Consider the following 23,904-nt stretch of genomic DNA (forward strand, 5'->3'; position numbering starts at 1 on the left):
TTGTTTTCGCTATCGCTCAAACTGCCTCGCAATGACAGCGTGAAAAAATCGTCATTGCGAGAAAATGCGTAGCATTTTCGTGGCAATCCAAATCACGCAAATCTAAAAGCTAGATTCGCGCAATGATAACCAAATTAAAATCCTTACCACTCTTTAAAAGTTTTTATATCACTTAATCTTAAAGTGCGCTCCGATGGCACTTCGCTTTTTTCTAATTCTCTATTTAAGTCGTGGTTGCCGATGACTTCTGGCGGATTCATTTTAAATTGTTTCATAAAGTCATAACTTGCTTCTATTACAGGCTGTCCTTCTCCATATAAATAGAGCCTATAATCAACCATTCCATAGCCTGATTCAACTACTCGCAACATTTGCATTCCGCCCCATATATTTACCAAATCGCCATCGCAATATCTCTTGCGATTGAGTTCAAAGCAAGGCAGATTATTTCTAAAATTGTTCTCTAAATTTTTTTTAAAGTTTTCGTGTTGATTGCGCATTTTTTTGATATATAGCGAATCGGGCTTGTAAATATACCCATCATAATAAACGCCCGATACTTTTTCTAGCGAATAGGCGGTGATTTTTATATCTTTTTCTATCACTTTGCCTTCTTTGGTTTTTTGTGCGGTATATAGTTCTTTTGTAACTTTAACACTAAAATCATTTACTCCACCGCCATTTACGGCGAATAACTTATCGCTCGCTGTGGTGCTAGTTACTTCTAACACATTGCAATAAAACTCATCTGAAAACTCGTTTGATAATTTGCCTTTTTTCTCATCTAATATTTTAATGTTGCGTTTGTAAGATTTGTAAGCAATCATATCTTTTTCCAATTTCGCTAAATTTGCACCTTCAAAGTTTTCGCAATCTATTTTCTCTTGCGCTGTGGCTTTTTTGGATTTTTCTACCGCATAATTTATGCCATATCCTGCTCCCACGATTCCTGCGACACCTAGTGCTATTCCGCTATATAATAATTCCACGCACCCACTAAAAAATATTCCACATAGCGCAATGCTAACTATTTGACTAATTTTTTTCATACAATCCCCTATTTTAGATTGTCGCTCAATCTCTCATAATTAGCGCACATTTTATTTTGCTGACAAACTTTTTTATAAACTCGCAAAGCAGATTCTATGTCTTTTAGTTCAAATTCATAAAAAACGCCCAAACTATTACAATGCAATTTTGGTTGCAATTCACAAGCTTTGATATAGTAGCTTGTAGCTTTATCTAAATCTACTTCTACGCCATCGCCCTTTTTATACCAATAGCCCAAATTTGAGCAACTAGTAGCACTGCCAAAATCGCAACCCATAGTCGCATATTTTATTTTCTTTTCGTCATCTTTTATTTCACTATATTGTTTTAGCCCCGTATATTCAAAGTAACCTGAATATATAGTCATTAACAACTCGCAAGATTTTGCTTTGTATGATTTTTTGGCTTGTTTTGATTCGCATACTTTTTCAAGCGATTCGATAGCTTTATCAACTTTATGCGCATTAAGATATTTTTCGCCTTGTTTTAGCAACGCCTGATAATTATCCGCATAAAGCAAATTGCTAGTAAATATCAAGGACAAAATAAACGCAATATTTTTCATTTTTTATTCTCCGTGTATAAGTTTTTTGATAGTGTCGCTAGATTCAGGTGATGCTTTATGAACAATTTCATTTAAAAAATGCTTGTCAATATTGCAGGTATTTTTATGTTTTAATTCTTTACAGCCTATTTTATATGCAGCACTCATTAAATCAGCCCCAAACAGCATTTCATCTTGGTTTTTGCTTCCTAGCCAACCAATTATAGCTATTGAATATTGAGCCTCACAAGCATTGCCTATTTTCTTTATCAAACAATCATCTAAAACAGCCTTGCAACTTTTTGTATCATTTTCTTTTATACATTTTTGTTGCAACTTGCCATATTTAGTATTTACATTAAATTGATATGAAAAACCTTGTGTGGCTAAAAATCCACACATTAAAAACATTAAAATTAACTTTTTCATTTTTTACCCCTTATTTGTATTTTCATTATTCTCTTGCACATAGAGTAATTGTTGCCTAAATTCTAGCGGTTCAGCTATGAATCTTATAGGCGATGAGCTACCACCTGCGCCCACTACAATGATATTTCCATAATTCAAAATCCGCCCAAGTATGCCTTGATTTACTCTTATACTCTCTACTTTGCTATTTAGCATTTCTATCGTTTCACGCCGAATCAGCCCATATTTTGCTATGGTAAATTTTTGCGTTATGTAAAGCTCTGTAAAACGCACATAAATGAATCGTCTAACCAAAATAAATAAGCCTACAATAAAAAGCAACGCACCGATACTTGCCAAATTATAACCACTTGGTGAATTGTTAGTGGCAAAAATTAACAATAACCCAAAAAATATCAAAATAGTAGGTAAAAAATATATCCACCCGCTAATTTTAGCGCGATACACCATTCTATCAATATTTGTTTTCTCACTATATGCCATTTTTCATTTCCTTATTTTCTCAAAATTTTATCCCATAGGATATATAAAAGCGCATTTTATCTTTGTAAAGTTTAAAAAATTCTTAATCCCATAGGATAAATTTTGCAAAACAAAGATGACAAAAATTTCAGCAATAAAAATTTCGGCAATGCGAGTGGCGATGAGATTGCAAGGTTTTATGCAAATCTTGCGCGAAATGTGCGAATCTTGCGCGAAGGCAAGGGCATTTCACAGCTTGACTTGGCGTTAGAAATAGGCATAAAATCCGTAGCATTCTACTCAAACTGCGAGTGCAATCGCTACGGCAAACACTTCAATTTGGAGCATATCTACAAACTTGCAAAAGCCCTGCAAGTGCCGATATGTGAGCTTTTCAAAGACTGCGATTCGAGCGAAATTTGCGCTTTGCTTGGAGAAGGTGGAGAGAGATTTGATTAGATTCTGCGAATTACTTAAAATTGTCATATTGAGACTTTGAAAAAGTCGAAATATCTCAAAAATTTTTAAAAAAGAGATTCTTCGCTACGCACAAGTACTTCGATCAGAATGACAAAATAATAGATTGCCACGAAGTCGCCCAAAGTGCGACTTCTCGCAATGACGAAATTTTTTTGGATTTTTACCCACCCCCTTAATCCCCCTCCGCAAGGGAGGGGGAGATAGAGAAAGCCCCTCCCCTTGCGGGAGGGGTTTGGGGTGGGGTTCTCGCGCAAGGGAGGGGGAGAGATTTGGCTAGATTCTGCGATTCACGCAATTTCGTAGAATCTACCGCCGATTTTGCGAATTTTGGATTTTACAAATTTTGCAAATCATTTATTTTTAAATTTAAAAATGCTACAATCCACATTTTTAAAATCTAAAAATCAACAAAAGGACACATTATGAATAACAACATTTTGGTGCAACTTCTGCCCTTAATCGTGCTATTTGCAATCTTTTATTTTATCATCATTCGCCCACAAATCAAACAGCAAAAAGAGCATAAAGAAATGGTTGCAAACCTAAAAAAAGGCGACAAAATCGTCATAAACGGCGGTTTAATCTGCGAGGTTGTCAAAGTTGAAAATCACTTTTTCACAATCAAACTAAATGATGACACAATCGTGCGCTTGGCAAAAGAATTTGTCGCATACAAGTGGGAAGAGCCCACAGAGGCGGACTCCAAAAAATAGCGCAAAGGATTCACAAAGCACAATGAAAAAGTTTTTTAATCCCCGCACACTTGTTTTTTTGGCACTTTTTGTGTTTGGCGCGATTTTTAGTGTCCCATCCATTTTTGACACGAAGGGCTATAAAATCACGCTAGGACTTGATTTGCAAGGTGGCATTTATTTTCTTTTGGGCGTTGATGCAAATGAAGCCATAAAATCGCGCTATTCGCTAATCGCCACGCAGATAAATTACGAGACGCACGATAAAAATATCCTTATTGATTCGCTAAAAACGCTTGATGATGGGATACGATTTGAGCTGTTAGATTCAGCGCAAAGAGATGAATTAGAAAAACTTTTAGATAATATCAAAGGCATTATAATTGCGGAGAGTAGCGGGGTTTATGAGATTTCTTTTAGCAAAGAAGAGATGATTTTAATCAAAAACTCCGCAATCGACCAAGCAATCGATACGATTCGCAATCGCCTTGATATTTACGGGCTTACCGAGCCTAGCATTACAAAGCAGGGCGAAGAAAATATTTTGGTGCAACTACCCGGCATTAAAAGCCAAGAAGAAGAGCAAAACGCACTAGATTTGATTATCCGCCCCGCACAGCTTAAAATGATGGCAGTTGATGAGGATAGAAATGCACGAATTAGCGTGATAAGCGAATCGGAGGCAAGTAGCTATGGCGATGTGATTTTGCCTTTTGTGGATTTTGTCAGTGGCGAATCAAATGATAAAATTTTGCTAAAAGAAATCCCCATTTTAGATGGCAGTATGATTACCGATGCGCGTGTGGCGTATGATGAGCGGGGGCAACCTGTGATTAGTTTTAGCCTAAATGCAATCGGGGCAAAAATCTTTGGCGATTTTTCAGGCGCAAATGTCGGCAAGAGAATGGCAGTAGTGTTAGACAACAAAGTCTATTCTGCGCCTGTGATAAGAGAGCGAATCGGCGGAGGCAGCGGACAAATCAGCGGTTCTTTTAGCGCGGAGGAAGCGAAAAATATCGCAATCGCTTTGCGCTCTGGTGCGCTCTCTGCGCCATTAGAATTGCTAGAAAAGCGAAGCATTGGTCCATCTTTGGGCGCAGATTCGATAAAATCATCGCTAATCGCGCTATTTGGTGCATTTGGGATTATTATCGCTTTTATGGTGGTGTATTATGGATTTGCCGGTGTGATTGCGGTAAGTGCGCTATTTGTGAATATTTTGGCGATTATTTCTGTGATGAGCCTTTTTGGCGCAACGCTAACTTTGCCCGGTATGGCGGGGATTGTGCTAACGATTGGTATGGCGATTGACGCAAATATCATCATAAATGAGCGCATTCGCGAGGCACTCCGCAGTGGCAAAAATATCGTGCAATCCATTTCATTTGGCTATATTAACGCCACACGCGCGATTTTTGATGCGAATAATACGACTTTGATTATTGCGCTATTGCTTTATATCTATGGCACAGGTCCCATTAAGGGCTTTGCGGTTACGATGGGGATTGGCATTTTGGCGTCAATAATTACGGCAATCATCGGCACACAGGGCATTTATATATGGCTAGGCGAGAAAATAAATAATACGAAAAATATCAATTTTTGGTTTGGGATTCGCCTGAAAAATTATAATCCAAAAGGTGCAAATCCAAAAGACAAAAGCGCGAATCTATCCACAAATCACGCCACGAATCGCACTAAAAATCGCCCCACAAATCCCACTAAAAATGGAGCAAAATAATGGATTTTTTTAAACACGATAAAATTTATGATTTTGTAAAATATAGCAATTATGGCATTATCGCAAGTGCGCTAGTTGTTGTCGCGCTTGTGGTGGTATTTTTCACAAAGGGTGTGAATTTAGGCATAGACTTTGCCGGCGGTAGCGTGGCACAGATAAAATACGCGCAAGTTGAAGCGCCAATATCGCAAATCCGCGAAGATTTAAGTGCGAATCCATATTTCAAAGACGCGCAAATCACCGAGTTTGGCGCGAAAAATGAGATTATTATAAAGTTTGCTTTTGTGCAAGATTCAAGTGTGAAAATCGATGATGAGCTGAAAAATACACTGAAAAACACGGGCGACTTTGAGATTCGCCGAATCGAAAATGTCGGTCCAAAGGCGGGTAGCGAGCTCGCCAAAAAGGGCATTATTGCGATTGCACTCGCGCTTGTTGCGATGATGATTTATGTGAGTTTTCGCTATGAGTGGCGGTTTGCCCTTGCTAGTATCATCGCGCTAATCCACGATGTGGCGATTAGCGGGGCTGCGATAATGCTTTTTGATGTGGATTTGAGTTTAGATGTGATTGCCGCGCTTCTCACACTCATTGGATATTCAATTAACGATACGATTATAATTTTTGACAGAATCAGGGAGCAGATGATTGCGCGGAGCTTTAATGATGTGAAATTAGTGATAAATGACGCCGTTTCGCGCACGCTCTCGCGCACTTTGCTAACTTCGCTAACGGTGTTTTTTGTGATTGCGATTTTGTATGCGTTTGGCAGTGAGATTTTGAAAGGATTTACTTTGCCAATGCTTGTGGGGGCGATTGTAGGGACTTATAGCTCGATGTTTGTCGCACCAAAACTTGCCATAATGCTTGGCTTTGACATAAAAGAATACTACGCAAAAGAAGCGCGAAAACAAGCCAAAGCGCAAGAAAAAGAGCGAATGCGAAAAATGTATGAAAGCGGGCGAATCTAAAATGAAATCGCAGAATCTAATATTTGATTCGCAGAATCTAGCGCATTTTTCGCTAAATTCGCAGAATCTCACACGCGAATTTATCACAGATTTGCGATTCGCAGATTTGCGATTCGCAGAATCTAACCAAAATTAGGGGGCAAAATGGATTGGGGTAGAATCTTTTTTATATTTTTCACGCTGATGAGTTTGACTTCAACCATCGGCTTTTTGTATGAGCCAAATATCGTGCTTTTGTTTTTGGCAGCGGCGATAAATTTTATCTCTACGACTTTGCGAATCGGCACTCGCAAACTTTTGAGCGCGGAGCTTTTTGCAAGCTCGATTGTGGCGGACTTTCATCTAATCCCTGCGTTTTTGTGGTTTCAAATTTTGGGCGACTTGCAAGTGGCGTATGCCCTTGCTATCGGTGCTTTGGCGGCAAATGCGTTTTCTATTATGATAATTTTAATCGAAAGCGCAAAGGCAAAAGATTATCAATAAAGGGCGTAAAATGAGCTACAACGCAAGAATAATCGAGCAAAAATGGCAGAAAATTTGGGCTGATTCAAACGCATTTGAGCCTAGCGGTGATTTTAGCAAACCCAAAAAATACATTCTCTCAATGCTCCCCTATCCTAGCGGAAATATCCATATGGGACATACGCGGAACTACACGATTGGCGATGCGATTGCAAGGCATTATCGCAAAATGGGCTTTAATGTGCTTCACCCTATCGGATGGGATTCGTTTGGATTGCCCGCCGAAAATGCCGCAATAAAGCACAATCTCCACCCAAAAACTTGGACTTATGACAATATCGCTACTATGCAAAAAGTGCTTCAATCGCTTGGATTTTCATTTTCAAAAGAACGAGAATTTGCCACAAGCGACAATATTTACACAAAATGGGAGCAAGAGTTTTTTCACCAAATGTGGGACAAAGGGCTTGTGTATCGCAAAAAGGCGTTTTTGAATTGGTGTCCGCAGGATAAGACGGTGCTTGCAAATGAGCAAGTCATCGATGGCAAATGTTGGCGTTGCGATAGCCCTGTGGTGCAAAAAGAGATGTATCAATATTATTTGAAAATCACGGATTATGCTGATGAGTTGCTTCGCGATTTGGGGCGTTTGGAGTGGAGCAATCAAGTGCTAACAATGCAAAAAAATTGGATTGGCAAATCTAGCGGTTTGGAGTTTAGTTTTAAATTGGATTTTGGGGATTTGGGCGATTTTGGCGCGAATCTAAATGCAAATAATGACGCGGATTTGTGCGAATCTAGCGAATTTTTTACCGAACTGCCCGTTTTTACCACGCGCCCTGATACGATTTATGGCGTAACTTATTGTGCTTTGTCGCCTGAACACCCGCTAGTGCGACATTTGATTGAAAAAAATGCGATTGATTCGGCAAAAATCGCAGAGATTAAAGCCATTCAAAACACAAGTGCGCGGGATAGGTTGAGCAAAGAAAAAATCGGCATTAAGTTAGGGATTCACGCCATTCACCCGCTGAGCGGCGAAAAGTTAGAAATCTTTGTGGCAAATTTCGTGCTTATGGATTATGGTAGCGGGGCGATTATGTGCGTCCCTGCGCACGATGAGAGAGACTTTGAGTTTGCCAAAAAATACGGACTAAAAATCATTGATGTAATCGAAAATGACAATCGATTCGAGGCAAATGGCACTCTAAAAAATAGCTTTGAGTTTGACAATTTAAGCGTGAAAGAGGCGCAAGAGAAAATCATAGCGCATTTTGAAGCGCACGATTTAGGACGGCGCGTGATAAATTACAAACTGCGCGATTGGGGCATTTCTAGGCAGCGATATTGGGGGACGCCCATACCGCTTATAAATTGCCCAAAATGTGGCATTGTCCAAGAGCCAAATTTGCCCGTGATTTTGCCAGAGCGCGTAGATTTTAGTGCGGAGGGCAATCCGCTTTTGTCAAACAAAGAGTGGCTTTGCGTGAAATGCCCCAAATGTGGCGCAGACGCGGAGCGCGAATCTGATACGATGGATACATTTGTTGAATCTAGCTGGTATTTTTTGCGCTACACAACGCCCCGCCAATTGTGGGAAAAAAGCGCGTTTGATGCGGATTCGCTTCGATATTGGCTAAATGTCGATGAATATATCGGTGGCATCGAACACGCAGTGCTTCATTTGCTCTATGCGCGGTTTTTTACGAAAGTTTTAAGGGATTTGGGATATTTAGATATTGATGAGCCGTTTGCTAGGCTTCTTACGCAAGGAATGGTGCTAAAAAGTGGCGCGAAAATGAGCAAATCCAAAGGCAATGTCGTTGAGCCAAAAAGCATTATTGAGAGCTATGGCGCGGATTCGGCAAGGCTTTTTATACTTTTTGCTGCGCCACCTACAAAAGAATTAGAATGGAATGATGACGCGCTAAAAGGCGCGTATAACTTTTTAAATCGCCTTTATAATAACGCTTCGCATTTGGATTTGCTAAAAAACGCGGACTTTGAATCGCTCACATTTGACAATCTAAATGACGCTCAAAAACTCGCACGGCGCAAGGTTTATGAGGCTTTGCAAAAAAGCAACGCCGTTTTTAGCAATAAAGATTATCCATTTAATACGCTTATTGCTGCTTGTATGGAGGCGTTAAATGCGCTGGTTGCGATGGATTTGGCTGAATCGGGCAACGAATCTAACGCCGAATCGCAAAAAGTTTGGTATGAATCCTATTACATTTTGCTAAACATTTTAGAGCCGATAATCCCACATATTTGCTATGAATTAAGCGATAAATATTTTGGTTGCAAAAATTTTCGCAATATTGCAATCGACAAATCCGCGCTAAAAAGCGACACAATCACCCTTGCCGTCTCAATCAACGGCAAACGCCGCGCTGAAATTAGTGTGAGCGCGGATTCTCCAAAAGAAGTCATTTTAGATTCGGCAAAAAGCGCAGTGGCAAAGTGGCTTGAAAACGCCCAAATCGCAAAAGAAATCATCGTCCCAAATAAACTAATAAATTTCGTCCTAAAATGAGAGCTGTTTTTTCACTAATTTGCGCCATAATTTTTGCCACAAATTTCAGCGGTTGCGGATATTACCCGATGTCATATTTTGTCAAAAAATCGCTTGGCGAAAATATCTATGTCGAATCTGTGGTAAATCTATCCGACCCTGAAAACTCGCTAATCGCCAAAGACGCGCTAAATCAAGCCATCGCACAAAAATTTCACTTGCGCCTTGTGGATAAAGAAAGTGCCGACACCATTATCCGCACGGAGATTACCGCCGTTAGCGTGGATTCAATCGCTGATAATGACGCGGGATTTGCGAACTTTTATCGCGCAAGTGTGACTATGAGCTTTGACTACACGGACAAAAACGGCAATGCAAGGCGATTTCAAAACTACGGCTTTTATGACTTCCCTGTCGATGTCGTCTCCACAATCACCGATGAAACCCGCTTCAACGCGATAAAAGAAGCCTCCATTAGCGCGATTGATAAATTCATCGCGCAAGTGGCATTTTGGCAATGAAAATGGCGAAAAATAGGGTAGATTCTGCGAATTTTGCGCTAGATTCGCAGAATCTAAACGAAGTTGAAATTTATATGACAAAAAAAGGGCAAGAATATCGCACAATCAATAAAAGCCGCTCTGCGCGCATTTATGTGGAGTTAAAAACGCATATCGCCCCGCCAAAGCGTGTCATTCAAGTGCTTGGCACAAATGGCAAGGGTAGCACGGGGCGATTTATCGCGCAGATTTTGGCACAAAGTGGCTATAAAATCTTGCATTTTACAAGTCCGCATATTTTTAGCTTTAATGAGCGATTTTACGATAATAACGGCGTTGTGAGTGATGAAAATCTCACAAAAGCGCATAGATTTTTGCAAAAGTTTGCGTTTGCAAGTGAATGCAGTTATTTTGAGTATGCGACATTTTTGGCGCTCTTTTTATCGCAGGGCGTGGATTTTGCGATTTTGGAGGCGGGAGTTGGCGGGGAGTTGGATAGCACTAGCGTTGTGCGCCGTGATTTGTGTGTGTTTAGCGTGATTGACTGCGACCACACCGATATTTTGGGCGATTCGATAGAAGCAATCGCCACGACAAAATTAAATGCTGTTTTTTACCCAAACAAAGTGCCAAAAATGCTTTTGGGTGCGCAAAAATATGAGATTGTCCAAAAAATCGCAGAATCTATTGCAAAAAAGCACGAAGTGGAGATTTTTGCGTTAGATTCGCGTGAATACAATAATCCCCCCTCCCTTGCGGAGGGTAACTCCAATTCTCTCTCCCTCCCAAATGCGCGCGGGGGATTAAGGGGGTGGGTAGATTCACAAAATAATAGTAGCGCGAAATTTGTAAATAGCGACTTTACCCACCCCCTAACCCCCTCCGCAAGGGAGGGGGAACAAAAGGTAGAATCTGCCCCCACGCCGTCATTGCGAGGCGCACAAAGCGAAGCGAGTGCAACGAAGCAATCCAAATTAAATTGTCATACTGAGCGAAGCGAAGTATCTCTTTTGGATTCTGCGAATCCATCGCCAAACCCCACCTTAAAGTCTCTTTCTTTTTCGCAAAAAGGGCTGCACCCCCCGCCCCGCTCCCCCTACGCGCCAAAAAGCAGCCGCTTTTTCGCTTTTAGGGGGAGTGCCTCGCTTTCTCCGCTTCTAGCAAAAAATCGGCACTCGCACTACTGCTCGTTTGAATCCGATTTTTTGCACCACGAAGTGGGCGAGATTAAGGGTGCTTCGCACGAATTTTTATTAGATTCTGCGAAAAACGCTTCATTTTGTCATACTGAGCGAAGCGAAGTATCTCAAAAAAATAGAGATTTTTCGCCTACGGCTCAAAATGACAATTTTAATTTGGATTGCCACGATTCGCAAAGCGAATCTCGCAATGACGAATCTTTTGTGGATTGCTTCGGCGATAAATCGTCTCGCAATGACGAATTGAGCGTAGATTCACGCCATTTGGATTGCCACGATTTGCCTTTGGCAAATCTCGCAATGACGAAAAAAATGCAGAATCTAAATAGAGATTCTTCGCTCGTTTCACTTGCTCAGAATGACGAAATTCATATCGAATCCTACATTCAAAAGCATAATCTTGCCCCGTTTTTGGCGCAGAATCTCGCCCTTGCCTTAAAAGCAACGCAGATTTTTGGCATAAATGCGAATCTCAAAACGCTCCCAAAGCTCGACTTGCACGGGCGATTCGAGTGCATTTCGCCAAATATCACAATCGATGTGGGGCATAATGAAAACGCCGCATTTGCGATTAAGCAACTTTTGGGCGACAAAAAAGTGATTTTAGTGTATAATAGCTATTTTCAAAAAAATATTGGCGAAATTTTAGGCATTTTGAAAGATAATATTTTGCGTGTGGAGATTTTGCCTGTTCGCGGGAATCCTCGCATTATAAAAAGGGATATTTTGGAGGGCATTTTGACAAATCTAAAAATCAAATTTTGCGAGTTTGGTGGCGCAGAATCTATCAAGGATTCAGCGCAAAATTATCTAATCTTTGGTAGTTTTAGCGTGGTGGAGGCATTTATGCGTGATTTTGCAAAGGCGAAGCGAATCTAAAATGAAAAATATCCGCGAAAAGTTCATCATCTCAATCATCGATAATGACGGCGTTAGGCAGTTTAATGTGCATCGATTTATCACAAAGGTTCTTGCGTATTTTGTGGGATTTTTTGTGATTGCCTCTGTGGTGCTGTTTTTCACCATTCGATTTTTGGCAGATGAGCTCAAAAGTATGCAAGGGCACAAGGACGATACGCTCGATAAATACGCCGAAGTTTATAAAGAAAATCTCGCTTTGAAAGGCGAGATTAAAAAAAGCAAAGAGCATTTAGAAGAGATAAATCAAAAAATCGTGGATTTGGAGGATGTCATCTCGATGAAAAATGCGATAATTGAGGCAAAAGAGACAAATCCATTTGACATTAGCACGCTCACGCTCGCGCAAAAAAAGATGATTTTACAGATAATCCCGCACTCTACGCCTTTTAAAAGCAAAAACGCAGAATCTAGCGTAGATTCTGAAGCGAAAAATCCAAAAGATTCTGCGAAAAAATCCACAGATTCTGCGAATCAAAAAGATTCTACAAAAGCGCAATTTCAGCGAATCGGCGTCCTTTTTGAAGTGCCAAAATCAACTCCCATCATCGCTGCCGCCGATGGTATCGTGGATTTAACGCGGGGCAATGATACAAAGGGCATCGGCAAATTTGTCAAAATCGTCCATACTTTTGGTTTCAACTCAATCTATGGGCATCTCTCAAAGGTTAGCGTAAAGCGGGGCGATGTCGTGAAAAAGGGGCAAATCATCGGTTACAGCGGGACGCACAACAACAAAAATATGCTTTATTACGATATCCGCTTTCTTGGGAGCAAGGTGAATATGGAGGCGTTTTTGAAGTGGGATATTGGCAACTTTGATGATATGATGAATGCGCCAAGTATCGTGAATTGGGATAGTTTGCTATGGACATTTAATGATATGGTGCAGATTAGTTCGCATAAGGTGCTCTCAGATTCTGCGCCAAAAATGAAAAATTAGCGCGAAAAAAGGGCGGGGGCAAGAAGGTTTAAAATGAAAAGTAAGATTGATGATAGATTGATTTTGATGATTTCAAGTCCGTATGGATATAAATATTACAATATCAACGCATTTTTCAAGCACTCGCTTATTTATCTTGCGGTTTTCATCGCTTCGATGGCGTTTTTATCGCTTGTGGTGCTGTATTCATTCTCCGCGGAGATTAAGGATATTGATTACAAATACAAATACATTCAAGATGAATACGCGAAATTAGTCTCCCACCACATCGACTTAACCGCGCAAATCACGGCAAAAAAAGAAGAAACGCTACTTGTCTCAGATAAAATCGAAGAGTTAGAAGGCGAGATTGGCATTAGCAAAAGCGAAGGTTACGGATTAAAAGGGCGGGTTGAGACGGCGAGTATCACGGGGTTACAAAAACTTTTTATTATGAAATTTATCCCAAATGGTATCCCGCTTACTTCATATAAGCGCATTTCATCGCCCTATGGTTATAGGACGCACCCACTTTCAAACACGCGAGAAATCCACACAGGCACGGATTTGGCGGCGGATAAAGATACGCCTGTGTATGCCACCGCCGATGGCGTGGTGGATTTCGCGCAAAGCGGGTGGAATGGCGGATATGGGACGCTTGTAAAAATCGACCATAGTTTTGGATTTCGCACCTATTATGCGCACCTAAATGGTATCGCTGTGAAAAAAGGCGAGTTTGTCCGCAAGGGGCAGTTAATCGCCTATGTGGGTAACACAGGGGCGAGTTCGGGCAATCATTTGCATTATGAAGTGCGATTTTTAGGGGCGCATATCAATCCTAAAAATTTCTTGGAATGGAATATGGGAAATTTTGATATAATATTCAAAAAGGAGAAAAACATAGCATGGCAATCTTTACTTCAAACGATAAACAATTTGATGCAGCACACGCCAATGGCGCAACAATCATCGCTGCTGGGACAAAAATCAAAGGCGAGTTAAATAGCGAGTGCCACATTCACATAGATGGCGAGTTTGACGGGAATATCCACTCGACAAACACCGTAATGGTAGGCAAAAATGGCATTGTAAATGGCGATATTTTCGCACAGCGCGTAATCGTAGGCGGTATCACAAAAGGGGTGGTGGATTCGGAATTCATAGAGATTTTGCCGGAGGGGAAAATCGAAGGCACAATCATCTGCAACGAACTTTATGTAGAGAAAAAGGGCGTATTTATTGGAGAGAGCAAAATAAAGGCAAAAGATTACGAATAGAGATTCTGCGAATTTTGCGGGATTTTGTCTTGGATCTGCGAAATTTGGGCGAAACGCAGAATCTAGTGTGAAAAATTACTAAAATCGCAGAATCTAATATGAAAATATCGCAGAATCTCCGCTAGATTCTGCGAATTTTGCAACATTGCAGAATCTCACACAAAACAAAATTTATCATCGCCTATAATTGCCGTTGCCACTGATTTTTTATCTCGTAGTCGCTTTTCTATCACTATAATACTATCGTAGTAATGTATCGAAAATGTGGTATTTGTGAATTTAGTAATATTTAGATTATCGCTTTTTGTAGCGTGATATGCGTTTAATTCGTCAATTAAGTGTTTTGTGTATTCTATGAAAGAAGTTTTGCGTTCTGCCCCCCCCCCCCATAAGCCTTCCAATAGCTTGTATGTAGGTCTTCACACCAATAAATTCCATCGTGTTTGATATGTGGATACATTTCCTCAAAAGTAACGATTTGCTGTCGCATCGTATGTCCGCCATCATCAATCAAAATATCAACCTTTGGAATCTGCTCTTTTACACTACGCCAAAATCCCCTATCCTCTTGCGAACCGATAAAAATCTTAATATTCTCATCCTCCATCTTTTTGCATCTGGGGTCAATATCAACGCCATAAATATTTACCTTTGCGCCATTTACGCCAAAATAATGCTTCCACATTTTCGTGCTTCCGCCATTTTGAATACCAATCTCTAAAATATTCACATCTCTCCCGCGCAAACGCGAGAAATGCTTCTCATACACATCAAAATACCCATACCATTTATGAATCGCCTCGTGCTTGTTGTTTAAAAAATAATTATGCAGAGTTTTATCGATATTTTCATTATATTCCGTCCATAAAATCTCCCGCACAAGTGCCTTTTTTGCCGTATTTTCATCGCTAGATTCTGCGCTAATTCGCATAGTTTGCGGATATGGCACTTTTAGAGTATCCGCATTCAAATACGCCAAAATGTGATTTTTTAGCGCAATCACCCATCCTAACTTCATTTTTAGCAGAATCTGCTTGATTTTTTGTCTCATTGTTGCTCCCTTACATTAAAATTAAAAGTGTGATTATAGCAGATTCTGCGAATTGCAGAATCTAACTCATAAATTTAGATATAATTCGCACTTTTTATAAGGATACCATTTGTTAAACTCAAATTTTTATAAAATCTTGCAAAGCAAATTTGATTTCAAAATCGCCATTTTTAAGGACTACGGCGAAGCGTTAGAAGCGCGTGAAGTGTGTAAATTTTGCAAAATCAAAGATTCAAACTTCCCAAATGCGTATTTGCTAAATGATTTTTGCGCAAAAAAGGGCGATGATTTGCGTAGCTATGCCTTTGAATTGGGCGAACTTTTGCTAAATTTGGCACGATTTTACAATGATAAAAACGGCATTTTACTTGCGCCCATTCATTCGCTACTTCACCCGCTCCCACCGCCAAAATGGCTTCAATCCATATCCTTGCAAAAGGCGCAAAAATGCGACTTTGAAAAGCTAAAAGAGACGCTTTTAAATTTTGGATTTGAGAATATGGATTTGGTGTATGCGCCCAAAGAAATGGCGATTCACGGCGATATAATCGATATTTTTCCGCAAAATGCGCCACACCCCTTGCGAATCTCATTTTTTGATGATGAGATTGAGGATATTGCGTCCTTTGACGCGGAGACGCAAAAAATCATTGAGCGAATCGAATCTGCTGAAATTTTCCCCGCGCTGTTTTCGCTTGATTCGGGCGAATATGCGGATTTGGAGCGATTGGCGGTTGAATCGCCATTTGACGCATTTACAAAGGACATTCATTCGCTTGGATTTTGGTTTATCCGCCAAAAACCGCTTACTGCGCAATATAAAAGCATTATTTCGCCCACTGCGTTAAATGAAATCGCTGAATTAGAAGGGCTTCGCTCACTAAATTACATAGATTTTAGCGCGTTTAAGGCATTGGATTTGATAGCATTAAATCCATCTTTTAGCGACATTAGCGCACGGGGTGCGGATATTATAAATAAAATTTTGCCACTTCACAAAGACAAAAAAATCACTATTTTAAGTCAAAATGAGCTGATTTTAGATTCGCTTCAAATCCCGCAAAATGCGCAAAAAAACACGATAATTTTGCGCGAATCCATTGCCCTAAATATCATTACGCCAAATGAAATCATTTTATCGCTAAATGCGCTCCCTAAAAAACGCGCCAAAAAGCCCACGACAATCCGCCTAAATGAGCTAAATGCGGGCGATTATATCGTGCATAGCGAGTATGGTATCGGGCGATTTAGTGGTATCACGCAAACGCGAGTGCTTGGCAATATCAGCGATTTTATTGAGATTATTTATTTGGGCGATGATAAGTTGCTGTTGCCTGTGCATAATCTAAATCTAATCGACAAATATATCGCAAATACCGCAAGTGTGCCGACTTTGGATAAGCTAGGCAAGGGCAGTTTTGCAAAAATCAAAGAGAAGATTCGCCCAAAACTGCTCCAAATCGCACAAGAAATCATCGATATTGCCGCAGCACGCGAACTAATCAAAGGCAAGATTATTGACAAAGACAATGTCGAATTAGCGATTTTTAAGCAAAGCGCGGGATTTGAGCTAACCGCAGACCAAGATAAAAGCATTGATGAAATTTTGCGTGATTTGGGTAGTGGGAGGGTTATGGATAGGCTGCTTGTGGGCGATGTGGGCTTTGGCAAAACGGAGGTTGCGATGAATGCGATTTTTGCGTGTGCCAAAAGTGGCTTTCAATCCGCGCTAATCGTGCCTACAACACTTTTAAGCAATCAGCATTTTAAAACTTTGTCAGCTAGATTCGCACCACACGGGCTAAAAATCGCCAAATTAGATAGATTCGCCACTAAAAAAAGCGCGATTTTGGATAGTTTGAAAAATGGTAGCGTTGATATTGTCGTAGGGACGCATAGTTTGCTAAATGCGGAGTTTAAAAATCTCGCGTTAATCGTGCTTGATGAAGAGCATAAATTTGGCGTAAAGCAAAAAGAAAAGCTAAAAAATCTCACAAAAGATGTCCATATTTTATCGATGAGTGCGACACCAATCCCGCGCACACTAAATCTAGCACTTTCAAAAATCAAAACGCAATCGCATCTAAATATCCCGCCAGATTCGCGAATCGCGCCAAAAACATTTGTGAAAAATTACAGCGATGAAGTTTTGCGTGATGCGATTTTGCGTGAATTAAAGCGCAATGGGCAGATTTTTTACATTCACAACAATATCGCAAGTATGGAGCAACGAAAGCGTGAGATTTTAAAACTAATGCCGAATCTAAAAATCGCCATTTTGCACTCCAAAATCCCGCAAACACAAAGCGAGGACATAATGATAGACTTCGCAAATGGCGCGTTTAATGTGCTACTATCCACTTCGATTGTCGAATCGGGCATTCACTTGCCAAACGCAAATACGATTATTGTCGATAGCGCGGATTGCTTTGGTATGGCGGATTTGCACCAGCTTCGTGGGCGAATCGGGCGCGGGGACAAAGAGGGCTATTGCTATTTCTTTGTGGATAGCAAAGAAAATATCACGGCAGAGGCGCGAAAACGGCTCATTTCGCTTGAATCAAACTCATTTTTGGGCGCGGGTGGGATTTTGAGCTACAATGACTTGGAGATTCGCGGTGGCGGAAACATTTTGGGCGAGGCGCAAAGCGGACATATCGAAAATATCGGGTATAGTTTGTATCTAAAAATGTTGGAGGATAGTATCAATTTTTTAAGTGGCAAGGGCGATTTGGCGATTCAAAAGGGCGTGGATTTGAAGCTAAATATTTCGGCATTTTTGAATGCGGAGCTGATAAATAGCGATAGGATAAGGCTTGATTTGTATCGCCGTCTTTCAAATGCGAGTGCGAAAAGCGAGATTTATGAGATTGAGGGCGAGATTGCGGAGCGATTTGGCAAAATCGATAGCTACACACGGCGATTTTTGCAACTAATGCTAGTCAAAATTCTTGCAAATGCGCGTGGATTAAAGGCGATTACAAACTACAATGAAAATATCACGCTAACGCTTGAAAATGGCGAAAAGGTTAGCTTAAAGGCGGAGGAGCGCGATGATGAGAATATAATGGAGGCGATTTTGGCGTATTTGAGATAAAGCGCGTGGCAATTTGTTCTGGGGTATGCAATTTTGCAGATTTGCTAAATTTCGGGCGTTCGCAGACCATTAGTCTAGTCTCACGCCCAAAATTTAGCAAAAACTCCAAAAGCCATACCGCCATTACTTCGATTGTGATTCGCAATGCGAATCAACTTTAATAATCCGCCATTGCAAAACTAAACGCTAGATTCGTGCGAATCTAAAAATTCCCCCTCCCTTGCGGAGGCGATTTTTCTCCATTTTTCCCCTCCCTTGCGGAGGGGGCTAGGGGGTGGGTAAAAATAAAAAAATCCCGTCATTGCGAGATTCTGCGAATTATTCTGTGTCGTTATTGCGAGAAAATGAGCGTAAGCGAATTTTCGTGGCAATCCACAAAAAATAATTTCGTCATTGCGAGACTTACTTGTAAGCCCTGCAAATGAGCATAGCGAATTTTCGTGGCAATCCAAGATTCTGCGAATCGCAGAATCTAAAATACCCACCCTAAATCCCTCCCGCAAGGGGAGGGACTTTTTTTGATTCCCCCTCCCTTGCGGAGGCGATTTTTTCATTCTTTCCCCCTCCCTTGCGGAGGGGGCTAGGGGGTGGGTAATTTTTTCGTCATTGCGAGAAAATGAGCGTAAGCGAATTTTCGTGGCAATCCAAATCACGCGAATCTAAAAGGCAAAGAAAATCAATGACCCAAAATTGAATCAATAAATTTTGCATTTAGATTCACTTAAAGTAAGCAATTCACATTTGATTCACGATTCGCATTAGTGGATTGCTTCGATTCGGCGTTGCCGAATCTCGCAATGACAGGGTGGAGCGTGATTCGTGGATTGCTTTGGGCATTTGCCCTCGCAATGACGATGAGATTCACAGCCTCACATTCGCAATCTATCATCTAACTCTTTTTCGATGCTCTCTAATTCATCGCAGATTTCGCGGCTCAAACGCACTAGCTCTTTGAAGCGGAAGCCTAGTAGCACGATTTTGTAGAGTTCGGGCTTGTTTTTGCGCCAATTATAAAGTGTCTTTGTGTCGATTTGCAAAATCCCTGCAATGTCGCGCTGTGAGAGTTTTTTGGGTGTGGTGCTGAAATTTTTTGTCGCCATTGTGATTCCTTAAAATATGAATTTTTTAAGGAATGTAGTAGGATTTCTTATAAAATCTAACAAAGGAATTATTGCTGATAAAATCTAATTATCAAGTAATAATTTCTTATTTTTTAGTAAAAATTAAGCGAAAATGTAATATGCTTCACCCATATTTAATTACAAGGAGAAAAAAATGGCAAAAATTTGCGTAGTTGATGAAAGAAAGGCGAAATTCAAAGCCTTTAAGGTTGATAGGGACAATAAGGCGGATTTGCTTGTGTTTGTAGTTGATAAGGATACAAAGGCAAAGGGCGATGCGCTTTGGTATATGGAGCAAAAGGATAGTAAGGCAACTAGCACTATTTGCTGGGTTGGTAGCGAAAATAAAGCGCAACTTAAAGTGTTTTTTGTGGATAGAGAAAATAAAGCAAAGTGGAATAAACCACACAATCTACAAAATCAGCTTTAATTAAGGAGGATAAAATGAGCGTAGTAAGTTGTTTTATGGAAAAATGTGAAGTGCTTGGTTGGAATAAGGGCATTATTGGATACATTTTTTGGCTTATGAGTCCATCGTTGTCTAAAAGCAAAACTTGGATGCCACTTTGCACCTATGATATAAGTAAGGGAGTGCCATCGCCTATCACCGAAGAGGAGGCTAGATTTTTGATAAAGAAAAAAATAAAAAGATTTGATGAATTTAAACAAGACACAATGTGCCCAAGTTGCAAAAAGACATTTTGTATCGAACACACAGACAAAGAAATAGTAAGCGATTTTATCACATCAAGCAATACAGATACAGTCGTTGAAGGAAATATGATGGTGCATTGGCGTTGCAAAGAATGTGGCGAAAGTGGTAGCGGTAAAGTTAAATACAAAATAGATGAGTTTAGTAGAGATAATTTAGGTATAGACATAGAGCAAATGTTAAGGGGAGGCAAACAATGACATTCTTATCATTGGCAAAAGAAGTGCTATCAAAGGCGGAGATTCCGCTGAATTATAGCGAAATATGGGATAGCGCAAAGACTATGGGATTAGATAAGCAGATTCGTAGCGAGGGCAAAACGCCACAGCATACGCTACGCGTGGCACTCACAAATGACATAAAAAACCACGCGGATTCGCCATTTTGCATTGTCAGTAAGCACCCTATGACATTTTGGCTAGATTCACGCAAAGATGAGATTGTGGATAAAGAGAGCGAAATTGAGCAAAAACGACAAGAATCTTACGCAAAAGAGTTGCAAAGCAAAGAAAAGGGCTTTTTGGAGATTGATTTGCACCCGTTGCTTGTGAAGTTTGCGAGTGAAAATTTTGGGCTTTATTGCAAAACTATCAATGCAAATACGAGCAAATCTACACAAAAGGGCTTAAATGAGTGGATTCACCCTGATATTGTGGGCATTTATTTTCCCTTTGATGACTATGAGAGTGCCACATTTGACTTGCTAGGCAAATTTAGCAAGGCAGACTATAAACTCTACTCTTTTGAACTCAAACGCGTGATAAACAATGCAAATCTAAAAGAATGCTATTTTCAAGTTGTATCAAATTCTAGCTGGGCAAATTGGGGCTATTTGGTAGCATATCAAATAGATGAGAGCGCACAGGGCGAGTTGGAGCGACTAAATGCAAGTTTTGGGATAGGCGTGATTGAGCTACAAAGCGAAAAGATTATGTTTGAAGCGCGAGAGAGGGAGCTAGATAGTAGAACGCTAAATATGCTTGTGGCAAAAAATACGGATTTTAGGAAATTTATAGAAAATATCAATAAGGACATAGAAACTTATTTGGCTTCGGGGGATACGGCGCGAATCGCTAGGGATAAATATGATTAGGGGTTGGTGCGATTTGCATTTTGTTTCCCATCCCTTGCGGAGTTCCTGTATTTAATCCCCTTCCTTCGCACGAAAAATCTCCACTAGATTCTGCGAATTTGATGTAAATCGCTTAAATCCAAAATTTTTTGCTAAAATACGCATTTTAAATCCAAAAAAGGCGAGTTTATGGTAGATTTTTTCATCAGCGCATTTAGCAATGTAAATGTGATTTTTTACCTTTTGGCGTATTTGATTGGGGCGGTTCCATTTGGGTATATTATCGTGCGGTGGGGATATAAAATCGATTTGCTAAACATCGGCAGCGGTAGCATTGGCGCGACAAATGTCTATCGCGCACTCAAAGACATCACGCCCCGCGCAAAAACGCTATCTATCTTAACGATTTTGCTAGATTCATCAAAGGGGCTAATCATCGTGCTTTGCGCTAAAATCGCGGATTTGAGCTTTGAAACGCAGTGGGCTGTGGCACTTCTCTCTGTGCTGGGGCATTGTTATAGCCCGTATTTGGGATTTAACGGCGGTAAGGGCGTGGCGACAAGCATTGGCGCGGTGATTTTGCTTGTGCCATTTGAAGGGGCGGTGGGACTTTTGGCGTGGTATCTCATCGGCAAGGTTTTTAAAGTTAGCTCATTATCATCACTGATTGGCGTTAGTGTGGGGATTTTGGCGACTTTTATCGTGCCGTATATGGGCTTACCGCCGAGCATTTCGATAATGCACCAAATCGGCACACACACGCCTTTAATCGTGCTTTTGGCGCTCATTTTATACACGCACGCGCCAAATATTATGCGACTAATCAAGCGGCAAGAGGGCAAGATACTCTAAAATGTGCTTTGAGATTTGCTTGGAGGATTTTAGGGTAAGTGCGATTATAGGCATATTGCCAAGTGAGCGAGAAAAAGCGCAGAATCTAGTGGTAAATTTAAGGGTAGAGTTTCGCAATTCGTTCTCGGGTAATCATTCCGCAGATTTGGCGAATCGCCTTAAAGCGCACAGGACACAAAGTCCGCTATCCTTGTGTCGATTCACCAAAAACTACGAAAGCACTACTGCGATTCCTTCCGTTGTAGATTCTGCGAATCTAAAATCGAAAAACAATCCGTCATTGCGAGGCAGTGTGAGCGTAGCGAACACAACGAAGCAATCCAAAAAAAATAATATTGTGGATTGCCACGATTTTGCTACGCAAAATCTCGCAATGACAAAAAAAACACACAAAATCGCAGAATCTAATGCGAAAAATACCCACCCCCTAGCCCCCTCCGCAAGGGAGGGGGGATTTTTGGATTCAGCCTCCGCAAGGGAGGGGGGAGAAAATGTAGATTCTACAAATATCATCGATTATGCCATCTTGCGTGAGATGATTTTGGCGACTTTAAAAACAAATCAATTTTTTTATTTAGAAAATGCGCTGGTGGCGATAAAAGAAGCGATTTTGGCGCAGTATCCGCAGATTCTGCGATTAGAGATAGGCATTGCGAAGTTAGAGATTTTTGATGATTGTGTGCCAAGAGTGCGCTTGAAGTGGAGTGCAAATGATAGATTCAGCGATTAAAAATAACTCCGCAAATATCACGCTTCACGGCGATTTTGGTAAAAATATCCCAAAAGCCGATATCGAAGCCTTGCAAAATCTATCGCAAAATCTGCAATTAAAGCACTATGCGCTAAATTTGGATTTTATCAACTCTTTTGATTTTTCATTTCTAATTTTTATCTACACTTTGGGGCAGGATATTACCAAGCGCGGGGGCGAAATCACGCTCACCGCCACCACTGAAAAGGCAAAGCACATCGCAAATCTTTTGCGCGAAATCGAGATAAAAGAAGCGCAAATCATACCCCCGCCAAAAGAAAATATTTTCATCAAATCCGCGCACGAGATTGGCGTGCTACTTTATGGCTGGTGGGCGGCGTTTGTGGAGTTTTTGAATTTTGTCGGGGTGCTACTTTATTTTCTATCAAAGTCCATTTTGCACCCAAAAGAAATCCGCCTACGCGCGATAAATTACCATATTTTTAATAGCGTGATTGCCGCAATGCCCGTGATTTTTATCGTATCTTTTGTCGTAGGTGGCGTGATTGCATATCAAGGGGCGGCGACTTTGGAGCGAATGGGCTTTGTGAATCTAAGCGTAGAGATGACTGCAAAGCTCACTTTGCGCGAAATTGGTCCATTTGTCGTTGCGATGATTGTAGCTGGGCGTTCGGCGTCCGCTTACACGGCGCAAATTGGCGTTATGAAAATGACAGAAGAAATTAGCGCGATGAAAACAATGCAACTAAATTTGATGAATTTTATCGTTCTGCCACGATTTTACGCGCTTGTGATTAGCTTCCCGCTGATGGTGTTTTTGTCGGATTTGATTAGTCTTTTTGGGTGTATGGTGTTTTTGCATTTTGGATTTGAGATTGGATTTGGCGAGTATGTGGCGCAGATTAAGAGTTCTGTGGGGATGAATAGCTTTTGGACGGGCATTATCAAAGCGCCGTTTTATGCCGCTGCGGTGGTGATAATTGGCTGTTTTATCGGGTTTCGCGTGGAGGGCAATACGCAAAGCGTGGGCGAGAAAACAACCACAAGCGTGGTTTGCGCACTTTTTGGCGTGATAATAATAAACGCGCTTTTTTCGCTGATTTTTACGGAGTTAAGGTTTTAAAA

General features: G+C 40.8%; 29 protein-coding genes. 21 read left to right on the plus strand and 8 right to left on the minus strand.

Annotated features, from left to right (window positions below):
- Positions 1-143: 143 nt before the first annotated feature.
- The 4 genes from ACWIUE_RS06630 to ACWIUE_RS06645 are packed head-to-tail and all read right to left on the minus strand — an operon-like array spanning position 144 to position 2,506.
- On the minus strand, positions 144-1,049 hold the full coding sequence (locus ACWIUE_RS06630) for a hypothetical protein (RefSeq protein WP_454135927.1): 906 nt from the start codon (positions 1,047-1,049) through the stop codon (positions 144-146).
- Positions 1,050-1,057: 8 nt separating this feature from the next.
- Entirely contained in the window at positions 1,058-1,615 is a 558-nt protein-coding gene (locus ACWIUE_RS06635) for a tetratricopeptide repeat protein (RefSeq protein ID WP_454135928.1), read from the minus strand.
- Between the two features lie 3 nt (positions 1,616-1,618).
- Positions 1,619-2,023, minus strand: a complete 405-nt coding sequence (locus ACWIUE_RS06640) for a hypothetical protein (RefSeq protein ID WP_454135929.1) — start codon at positions 2,021-2,023, stop codon at positions 1,619-1,621.
- A 3-nt stretch (positions 2,024-2,026) separates the two neighbouring features.
- Positions 2,027-2,506, minus strand: a complete 480-nt coding sequence (locus ACWIUE_RS06645; RefSeq protein WP_454135930.1) for a PH domain-containing protein — start codon at positions 2,504-2,506, stop codon at positions 2,027-2,029.
- 102 nt (positions 2,507-2,608) lie between these two features.
- On the opposite strand from ACWIUE_RS06645, the gene ACWIUE_RS06650 reads away from it, so the two are divergent.
- The 13 genes from ACWIUE_RS06650 (at position 2,609) to ACWIUE_RS06710 (ending at position 14,162) form a co-directional block, all read left to right on the plus strand.
- Positions 2,609-2,944 (plus strand): helix-turn-helix domain-containing protein, encoded by a 336-nt coding sequence (locus ACWIUE_RS06650; RefSeq protein WP_454135931.1) that lies wholly within the window; start codon positions 2,609-2,611, stop codon positions 2,942-2,944.
- 290 nt (positions 2,945-3,234) lie between these two features.
- Positions 3,235-3,366, plus strand: a complete 132-nt coding sequence (locus ACWIUE_RS06655; RefSeq protein ID WP_454135932.1) for a hypothetical protein — start codon at positions 3,235-3,237, stop codon at positions 3,364-3,366.
- 21 nt (positions 3,367-3,387) lie between these two features.
- A complete protein-coding gene (gene yajC, locus ACWIUE_RS06660) occupies positions 3,388-3,678 on the plus strand; it encodes a preprotein translocase subunit YajC (RefSeq protein ID WP_454135933.1) in 291 nt (96 codons plus the stop codon).
- A gap of 22 nt (positions 3,679-3,700) precedes the next feature.
- The gene (secD, locus tag ACWIUE_RS06665) at positions 3,701-5,398 is read left to right on the plus strand and encodes a protein translocase subunit SecD (protein ID WP_454135934.1); all 1,698 of its coding nucleotides are present in this window, start codon (positions 3,701-3,703) and stop codon (positions 5,396-5,398) included.
- Entirely contained in the window at positions 5,398-6,369 is a 972-nt protein-coding gene (gene secF, locus ACWIUE_RS06670) for a protein translocase subunit SecF (RefSeq protein ID WP_454135935.1), read from the plus strand. Before secD ends, secF begins: the two co-directional genes overlap by 1 nt.
- A complete protein-coding gene (locus ACWIUE_RS06675; protein WP_454135936.1) occupies positions 6,350-6,505 on the plus strand; it encodes a hypothetical protein in 156 nt (51 codons plus the stop codon). The genes secF and ACWIUE_RS06675 overlap by 20 nt, the downstream gene beginning before the upstream one ends.
- Before the next feature lie 8 nt (positions 6,506-6,513).
- A complete protein-coding gene (locus ACWIUE_RS06680) occupies positions 6,514-6,852 on the plus strand; it encodes a DUF6394 family protein (RefSeq protein WP_454135937.1) in 339 nt (112 codons plus the stop codon).
- A gap of 10 nt (positions 6,853-6,862) precedes the next feature.
- On the plus strand, positions 6,863-9,367 hold the full coding sequence (leuS, locus tag ACWIUE_RS06685; RefSeq protein ID WP_454135938.1) for a leucine--tRNA ligase: 2,505 nt from the start codon (positions 6,863-6,865) through the stop codon (positions 9,365-9,367).
- On the plus strand, positions 9,364-9,867 hold the full coding sequence (gene lptE / locus ACWIUE_RS06690) for an LPS assembly lipoprotein LptE (protein WP_454135939.1): 504 nt from the start codon (positions 9,364-9,366) through the stop codon (positions 9,865-9,867). Before leuS ends, lptE begins: the two co-directional genes overlap by 4 nt.
- 2 nt (positions 9,868-9,869) lie before the next feature.
- A complete protein-coding gene (locus ACWIUE_RS06695) occupies positions 9,870-11,924 on the plus strand; it encodes a Mur ligase family protein (RefSeq protein WP_454135940.1) in 2,055 nt (684 codons plus the stop codon).
- Positions 11,863-12,906: a M23 family metallopeptidase gene (locus ACWIUE_RS06700; protein WP_454135941.1), complete on the plus strand. Its 1,044-nt coding sequence runs from the start codon at positions 11,863-11,865 to the stop codon at positions 12,904-12,906. The genes ACWIUE_RS06695 and ACWIUE_RS06700 overlap by 62 nt, the downstream gene beginning before the upstream one ends.
- A 33-nt stretch (positions 12,907-12,939) precedes the next feature.
- On the plus strand, positions 12,940-13,887 hold the full coding sequence (locus ACWIUE_RS06705) for a M23 family metallopeptidase (protein ID WP_454135942.1): 948 nt from the start codon (positions 12,940-12,942) through the stop codon (positions 13,885-13,887).
- Positions 13,791-14,162 (plus strand): bactofilin family protein, encoded by a 372-nt coding sequence (locus tag ACWIUE_RS06710; RefSeq protein WP_454135943.1) that lies wholly within the window; start codon positions 13,791-13,793, stop codon positions 14,160-14,162. Before ACWIUE_RS06705 ends, ACWIUE_RS06710 begins: the two co-directional genes overlap by 97 nt.
- Positions 14,163-14,514: 352 nt before the next feature.
- Here ACWIUE_RS06710 and ACWIUE_RS06715 read toward each other — a convergent pair whose 3' ends face one another.
- Positions 14,515-15,213, minus strand: a complete 699-nt coding sequence (locus ACWIUE_RS06715; protein ID WP_454135944.1) for a hypothetical protein — start codon at positions 15,211-15,213, stop codon at positions 14,515-14,517.
- Positions 15,214-15,322: 109 nt separating this feature from the next.
- On the opposite strand from ACWIUE_RS06715, the gene mfd reads away from it, so the two are divergent.
- Together mfd and ACWIUE_RS06725 are read left to right on the plus strand one after the other, a co-directional pair.
- Positions 15,323-18,310, plus strand: coding sequence for a transcription-repair coupling factor (mfd, locus tag ACWIUE_RS06720; RefSeq protein WP_454135945.1), 2,988 nt, complete (start codon positions 15,323-15,325; stop codon positions 18,308-18,310).
- A gap of 5 nt (positions 18,311-18,315) precedes the next feature.
- Positions 18,316-18,471 (plus strand): hypothetical protein, encoded by a 156-nt coding sequence (locus ACWIUE_RS06725; protein ID WP_454135946.1) that lies wholly within the window; start codon positions 18,316-18,318, stop codon positions 18,469-18,471.
- 18 nt (positions 18,472-18,489) lie between these two features.
- Here the strand turns inward: ACWIUE_RS06725 and ACWIUE_RS06730 are convergent, their stop codons facing one another.
- The 3 genes from ACWIUE_RS06730 to ACWIUE_RS06740 form a co-directional block, all read right to left on the minus strand.
- Positions 18,490-18,963: a hypothetical protein gene (locus ACWIUE_RS06730; RefSeq protein ID WP_454135947.1), complete on the minus strand. Its 474-nt coding sequence runs from the start codon at positions 18,961-18,963 to the stop codon at positions 18,490-18,492.
- A 68-nt stretch (positions 18,964-19,031) separates the two neighbouring features.
- On the minus strand, positions 19,032-19,199 hold the full coding sequence (locus tag ACWIUE_RS06735) for a hypothetical protein (RefSeq protein ID WP_454135948.1): 168 nt from the start codon (positions 19,197-19,199) through the stop codon (positions 19,032-19,034).
- Positions 19,180-19,410, minus strand: a complete 231-nt coding sequence (locus tag ACWIUE_RS06740; protein ID WP_454135949.1) for a transcriptional regulator — start codon at positions 19,408-19,410, stop codon at positions 19,180-19,182. The genes ACWIUE_RS06735 and ACWIUE_RS06740 overlap by 20 nt, the downstream gene beginning before the upstream one ends.
- A gap of 175 nt (positions 19,411-19,585) precedes the next feature.
- On the opposite strand from ACWIUE_RS06740, the gene ACWIUE_RS06745 reads away from it, so the two are divergent.
- The 6 genes from ACWIUE_RS06745 to ACWIUE_RS06770 all read left to right on the plus strand — a co-directional run bounded on the left by ACWIUE_RS06745 (position 19,586) and on the right by ACWIUE_RS06770 (position 23,902).
- Positions 19,586-19,861, plus strand: coding sequence for a DUF6150 family protein (locus ACWIUE_RS06745; protein ID WP_454135950.1), 276 nt, complete (start codon positions 19,586-19,588; stop codon positions 19,859-19,861).
- Between the two features lie 14 nt (positions 19,862-19,875).
- A complete protein-coding gene (locus ACWIUE_RS06750) occupies positions 19,876-20,343 on the plus strand; it encodes a hypothetical protein (RefSeq protein ID WP_454135951.1) in 468 nt (155 codons plus the stop codon).
- Positions 20,340-21,236, plus strand: coding sequence for an HTH domain-containing protein (locus ACWIUE_RS06755; RefSeq protein ID WP_454135952.1), 897 nt, complete (start codon positions 20,340-20,342; stop codon positions 21,234-21,236). The genes ACWIUE_RS06750 and ACWIUE_RS06755 overlap by 4 nt, the downstream gene beginning before the upstream one ends.
- A gap of 168 nt (positions 21,237-21,404) precedes the next feature.
- Positions 21,405-22,067 (plus strand): glycerol-3-phosphate 1-O-acyltransferase PlsY, encoded by a 663-nt coding sequence (gene plsY / locus ACWIUE_RS06760; protein WP_454135953.1) that lies wholly within the window; start codon positions 21,405-21,407, stop codon positions 22,065-22,067.
- A gap of 1 nt (position 22,068) precedes the next feature.
- Complete coding sequence (locus ACWIUE_RS06765; RefSeq protein WP_454135954.1) at positions 22,069-22,797, plus strand: hypothetical protein; 729 nt, start codon at positions 22,069-22,071, stop codon at positions 22,795-22,797.
- On the plus strand, positions 22,778-23,902 hold the full coding sequence (locus ACWIUE_RS06770) for an MlaE family ABC transporter permease (protein ID WP_454135955.1): 1,125 nt from the start codon (positions 22,778-22,780) through the stop codon (positions 23,900-23,902). The genes ACWIUE_RS06765 and ACWIUE_RS06770 overlap by 20 nt, the downstream gene beginning before the upstream one ends.
- The last annotated feature ends 2 nt before the right edge of the window (positions 23,903-23,904 follow it).

This window comes from Helicobacter sp. 23-1045 (assembly GCF_053654655.1).

Bases quoted from the DNA above. Each gene is read 5' to 3' on its own strand.
- ACWIUE_RS06630 (WP_454135927.1), bottom strand. From the start codon at position 1,049: ATGAAAAAAATTAGTCAAATAGTTAGCATTGCGCTATGTGGAATATTT.
- ACWIUE_RS06635 (WP_454135928.1), bottom strand. From the start codon at position 1,615: ATGAAAAATATTGCGTTTATTTTGTCCTTGATATTTACTAGCAATTTG.
- ACWIUE_RS06640 (WP_454135929.1), bottom strand. From the start codon at position 2,023: ATGAAAAAGTTAATTTTAATGTTTTTAATGTGTGGATTTTTAGCCACA.
- ACWIUE_RS06645 (WP_454135930.1), bottom strand. From the start codon at position 2,506: ATGGCATATAGTGAGAAAACAAATATTGATAGAATGGTGTATCGCGCT.
- yajC (WP_454135933.1), top strand. From the start codon at position 3,388: ATGAATAACAACATTTTGGTGCAACTTCTGCCCTTAATCGTGCTATTT.
- secD (WP_454135934.1), top strand. From the start codon at position 3,701: ATGAAAAAGTTTTTTAATCCCCGCACACTTGTTTTTTTGGCACTTTTT.
- secF (WP_454135935.1), top strand. From the start codon at position 5,398: ATGGATTTTTTTAAACACGATAAAATTTATGATTTTGTAAAATATAGC.
- ACWIUE_RS06675 (WP_454135936.1), top strand. From the start codon at position 6,350: ATGAAAGCGGGCGAATCTAAAATGAAATCGCAGAATCTAATATTTGAT.
- ACWIUE_RS06680 (WP_454135937.1), top strand. From the start codon at position 6,514: ATGGATTGGGGTAGAATCTTTTTTATATTTTTCACGCTGATGAGTTTG.
- leuS (WP_454135938.1), top strand. From the start codon at position 6,863: ATGAGCTACAACGCAAGAATAATCGAGCAAAAATGGCAGAAAATTTGG.
- lptE (WP_454135939.1), top strand. From the start codon at position 9,364: ATGAGAGCTGTTTTTTCACTAATTTGCGCCATAATTTTTGCCACAAAT.
- ACWIUE_RS06695 (WP_454135940.1), top strand. From the start codon at position 9,870: ATGGCGAAAAATAGGGTAGATTCTGCGAATTTTGCGCTAGATTCGCAG.
- ACWIUE_RS06705 (WP_454135942.1), top strand. From the start codon at position 12,940: ATGAAAAGTAAGATTGATGATAGATTGATTTTGATGATTTCAAGTCCG.
- ACWIUE_RS06710 (WP_454135943.1), top strand. From the start codon at position 13,791: ATGGCAATCTTTACTTCAAACGATAAACAATTTGATGCAGCACACGCC.
- ACWIUE_RS06715 (WP_454135944.1), bottom strand. From the start codon at position 15,213: ATGAGACAAAAAATCAAGCAGATTCTGCTAAAAATGAAGTTAGGATGG.
- ACWIUE_RS06735 (WP_454135948.1), bottom strand. From the start codon at position 19,199: ATGATAGATTGCGAATGTGAGGCTGTGAATCTCATCGTCATTGCGAGG.
- ACWIUE_RS06740 (WP_454135949.1), bottom strand. From the start codon at position 19,410: ATGGCGACAAAAAATTTCAGCACCACACCCAAAAAACTCTCACAGCGC.
- ACWIUE_RS06745 (WP_454135950.1), top strand. From the start codon at position 19,586: ATGGCAAAAATTTGCGTAGTTGATGAAAGAAAGGCGAAATTCAAAGCC.
- ACWIUE_RS06750 (WP_454135951.1), top strand. From the start codon at position 19,876: ATGAGCGTAGTAAGTTGTTTTATGGAAAAATGTGAAGTGCTTGGTTGG.
- ACWIUE_RS06755 (WP_454135952.1), top strand. From the start codon at position 20,340: ATGACATTCTTATCATTGGCAAAAGAAGTGCTATCAAAGGCGGAGATT.
- plsY (WP_454135953.1), top strand. From the start codon at position 21,405: ATGGTAGATTTTTTCATCAGCGCATTTAGCAATGTAAATGTGATTTTT.
- ACWIUE_RS06765 (WP_454135954.1), top strand. From the start codon at position 22,069: ATGTGCTTTGAGATTTGCTTGGAGGATTTTAGGGTAAGTGCGATTATA.
- ACWIUE_RS06770 (WP_454135955.1), top strand. From the start codon at position 22,778: ATGATAGATTCAGCGATTAAAAATAACTCCGCAAATATCACGCTTCAC.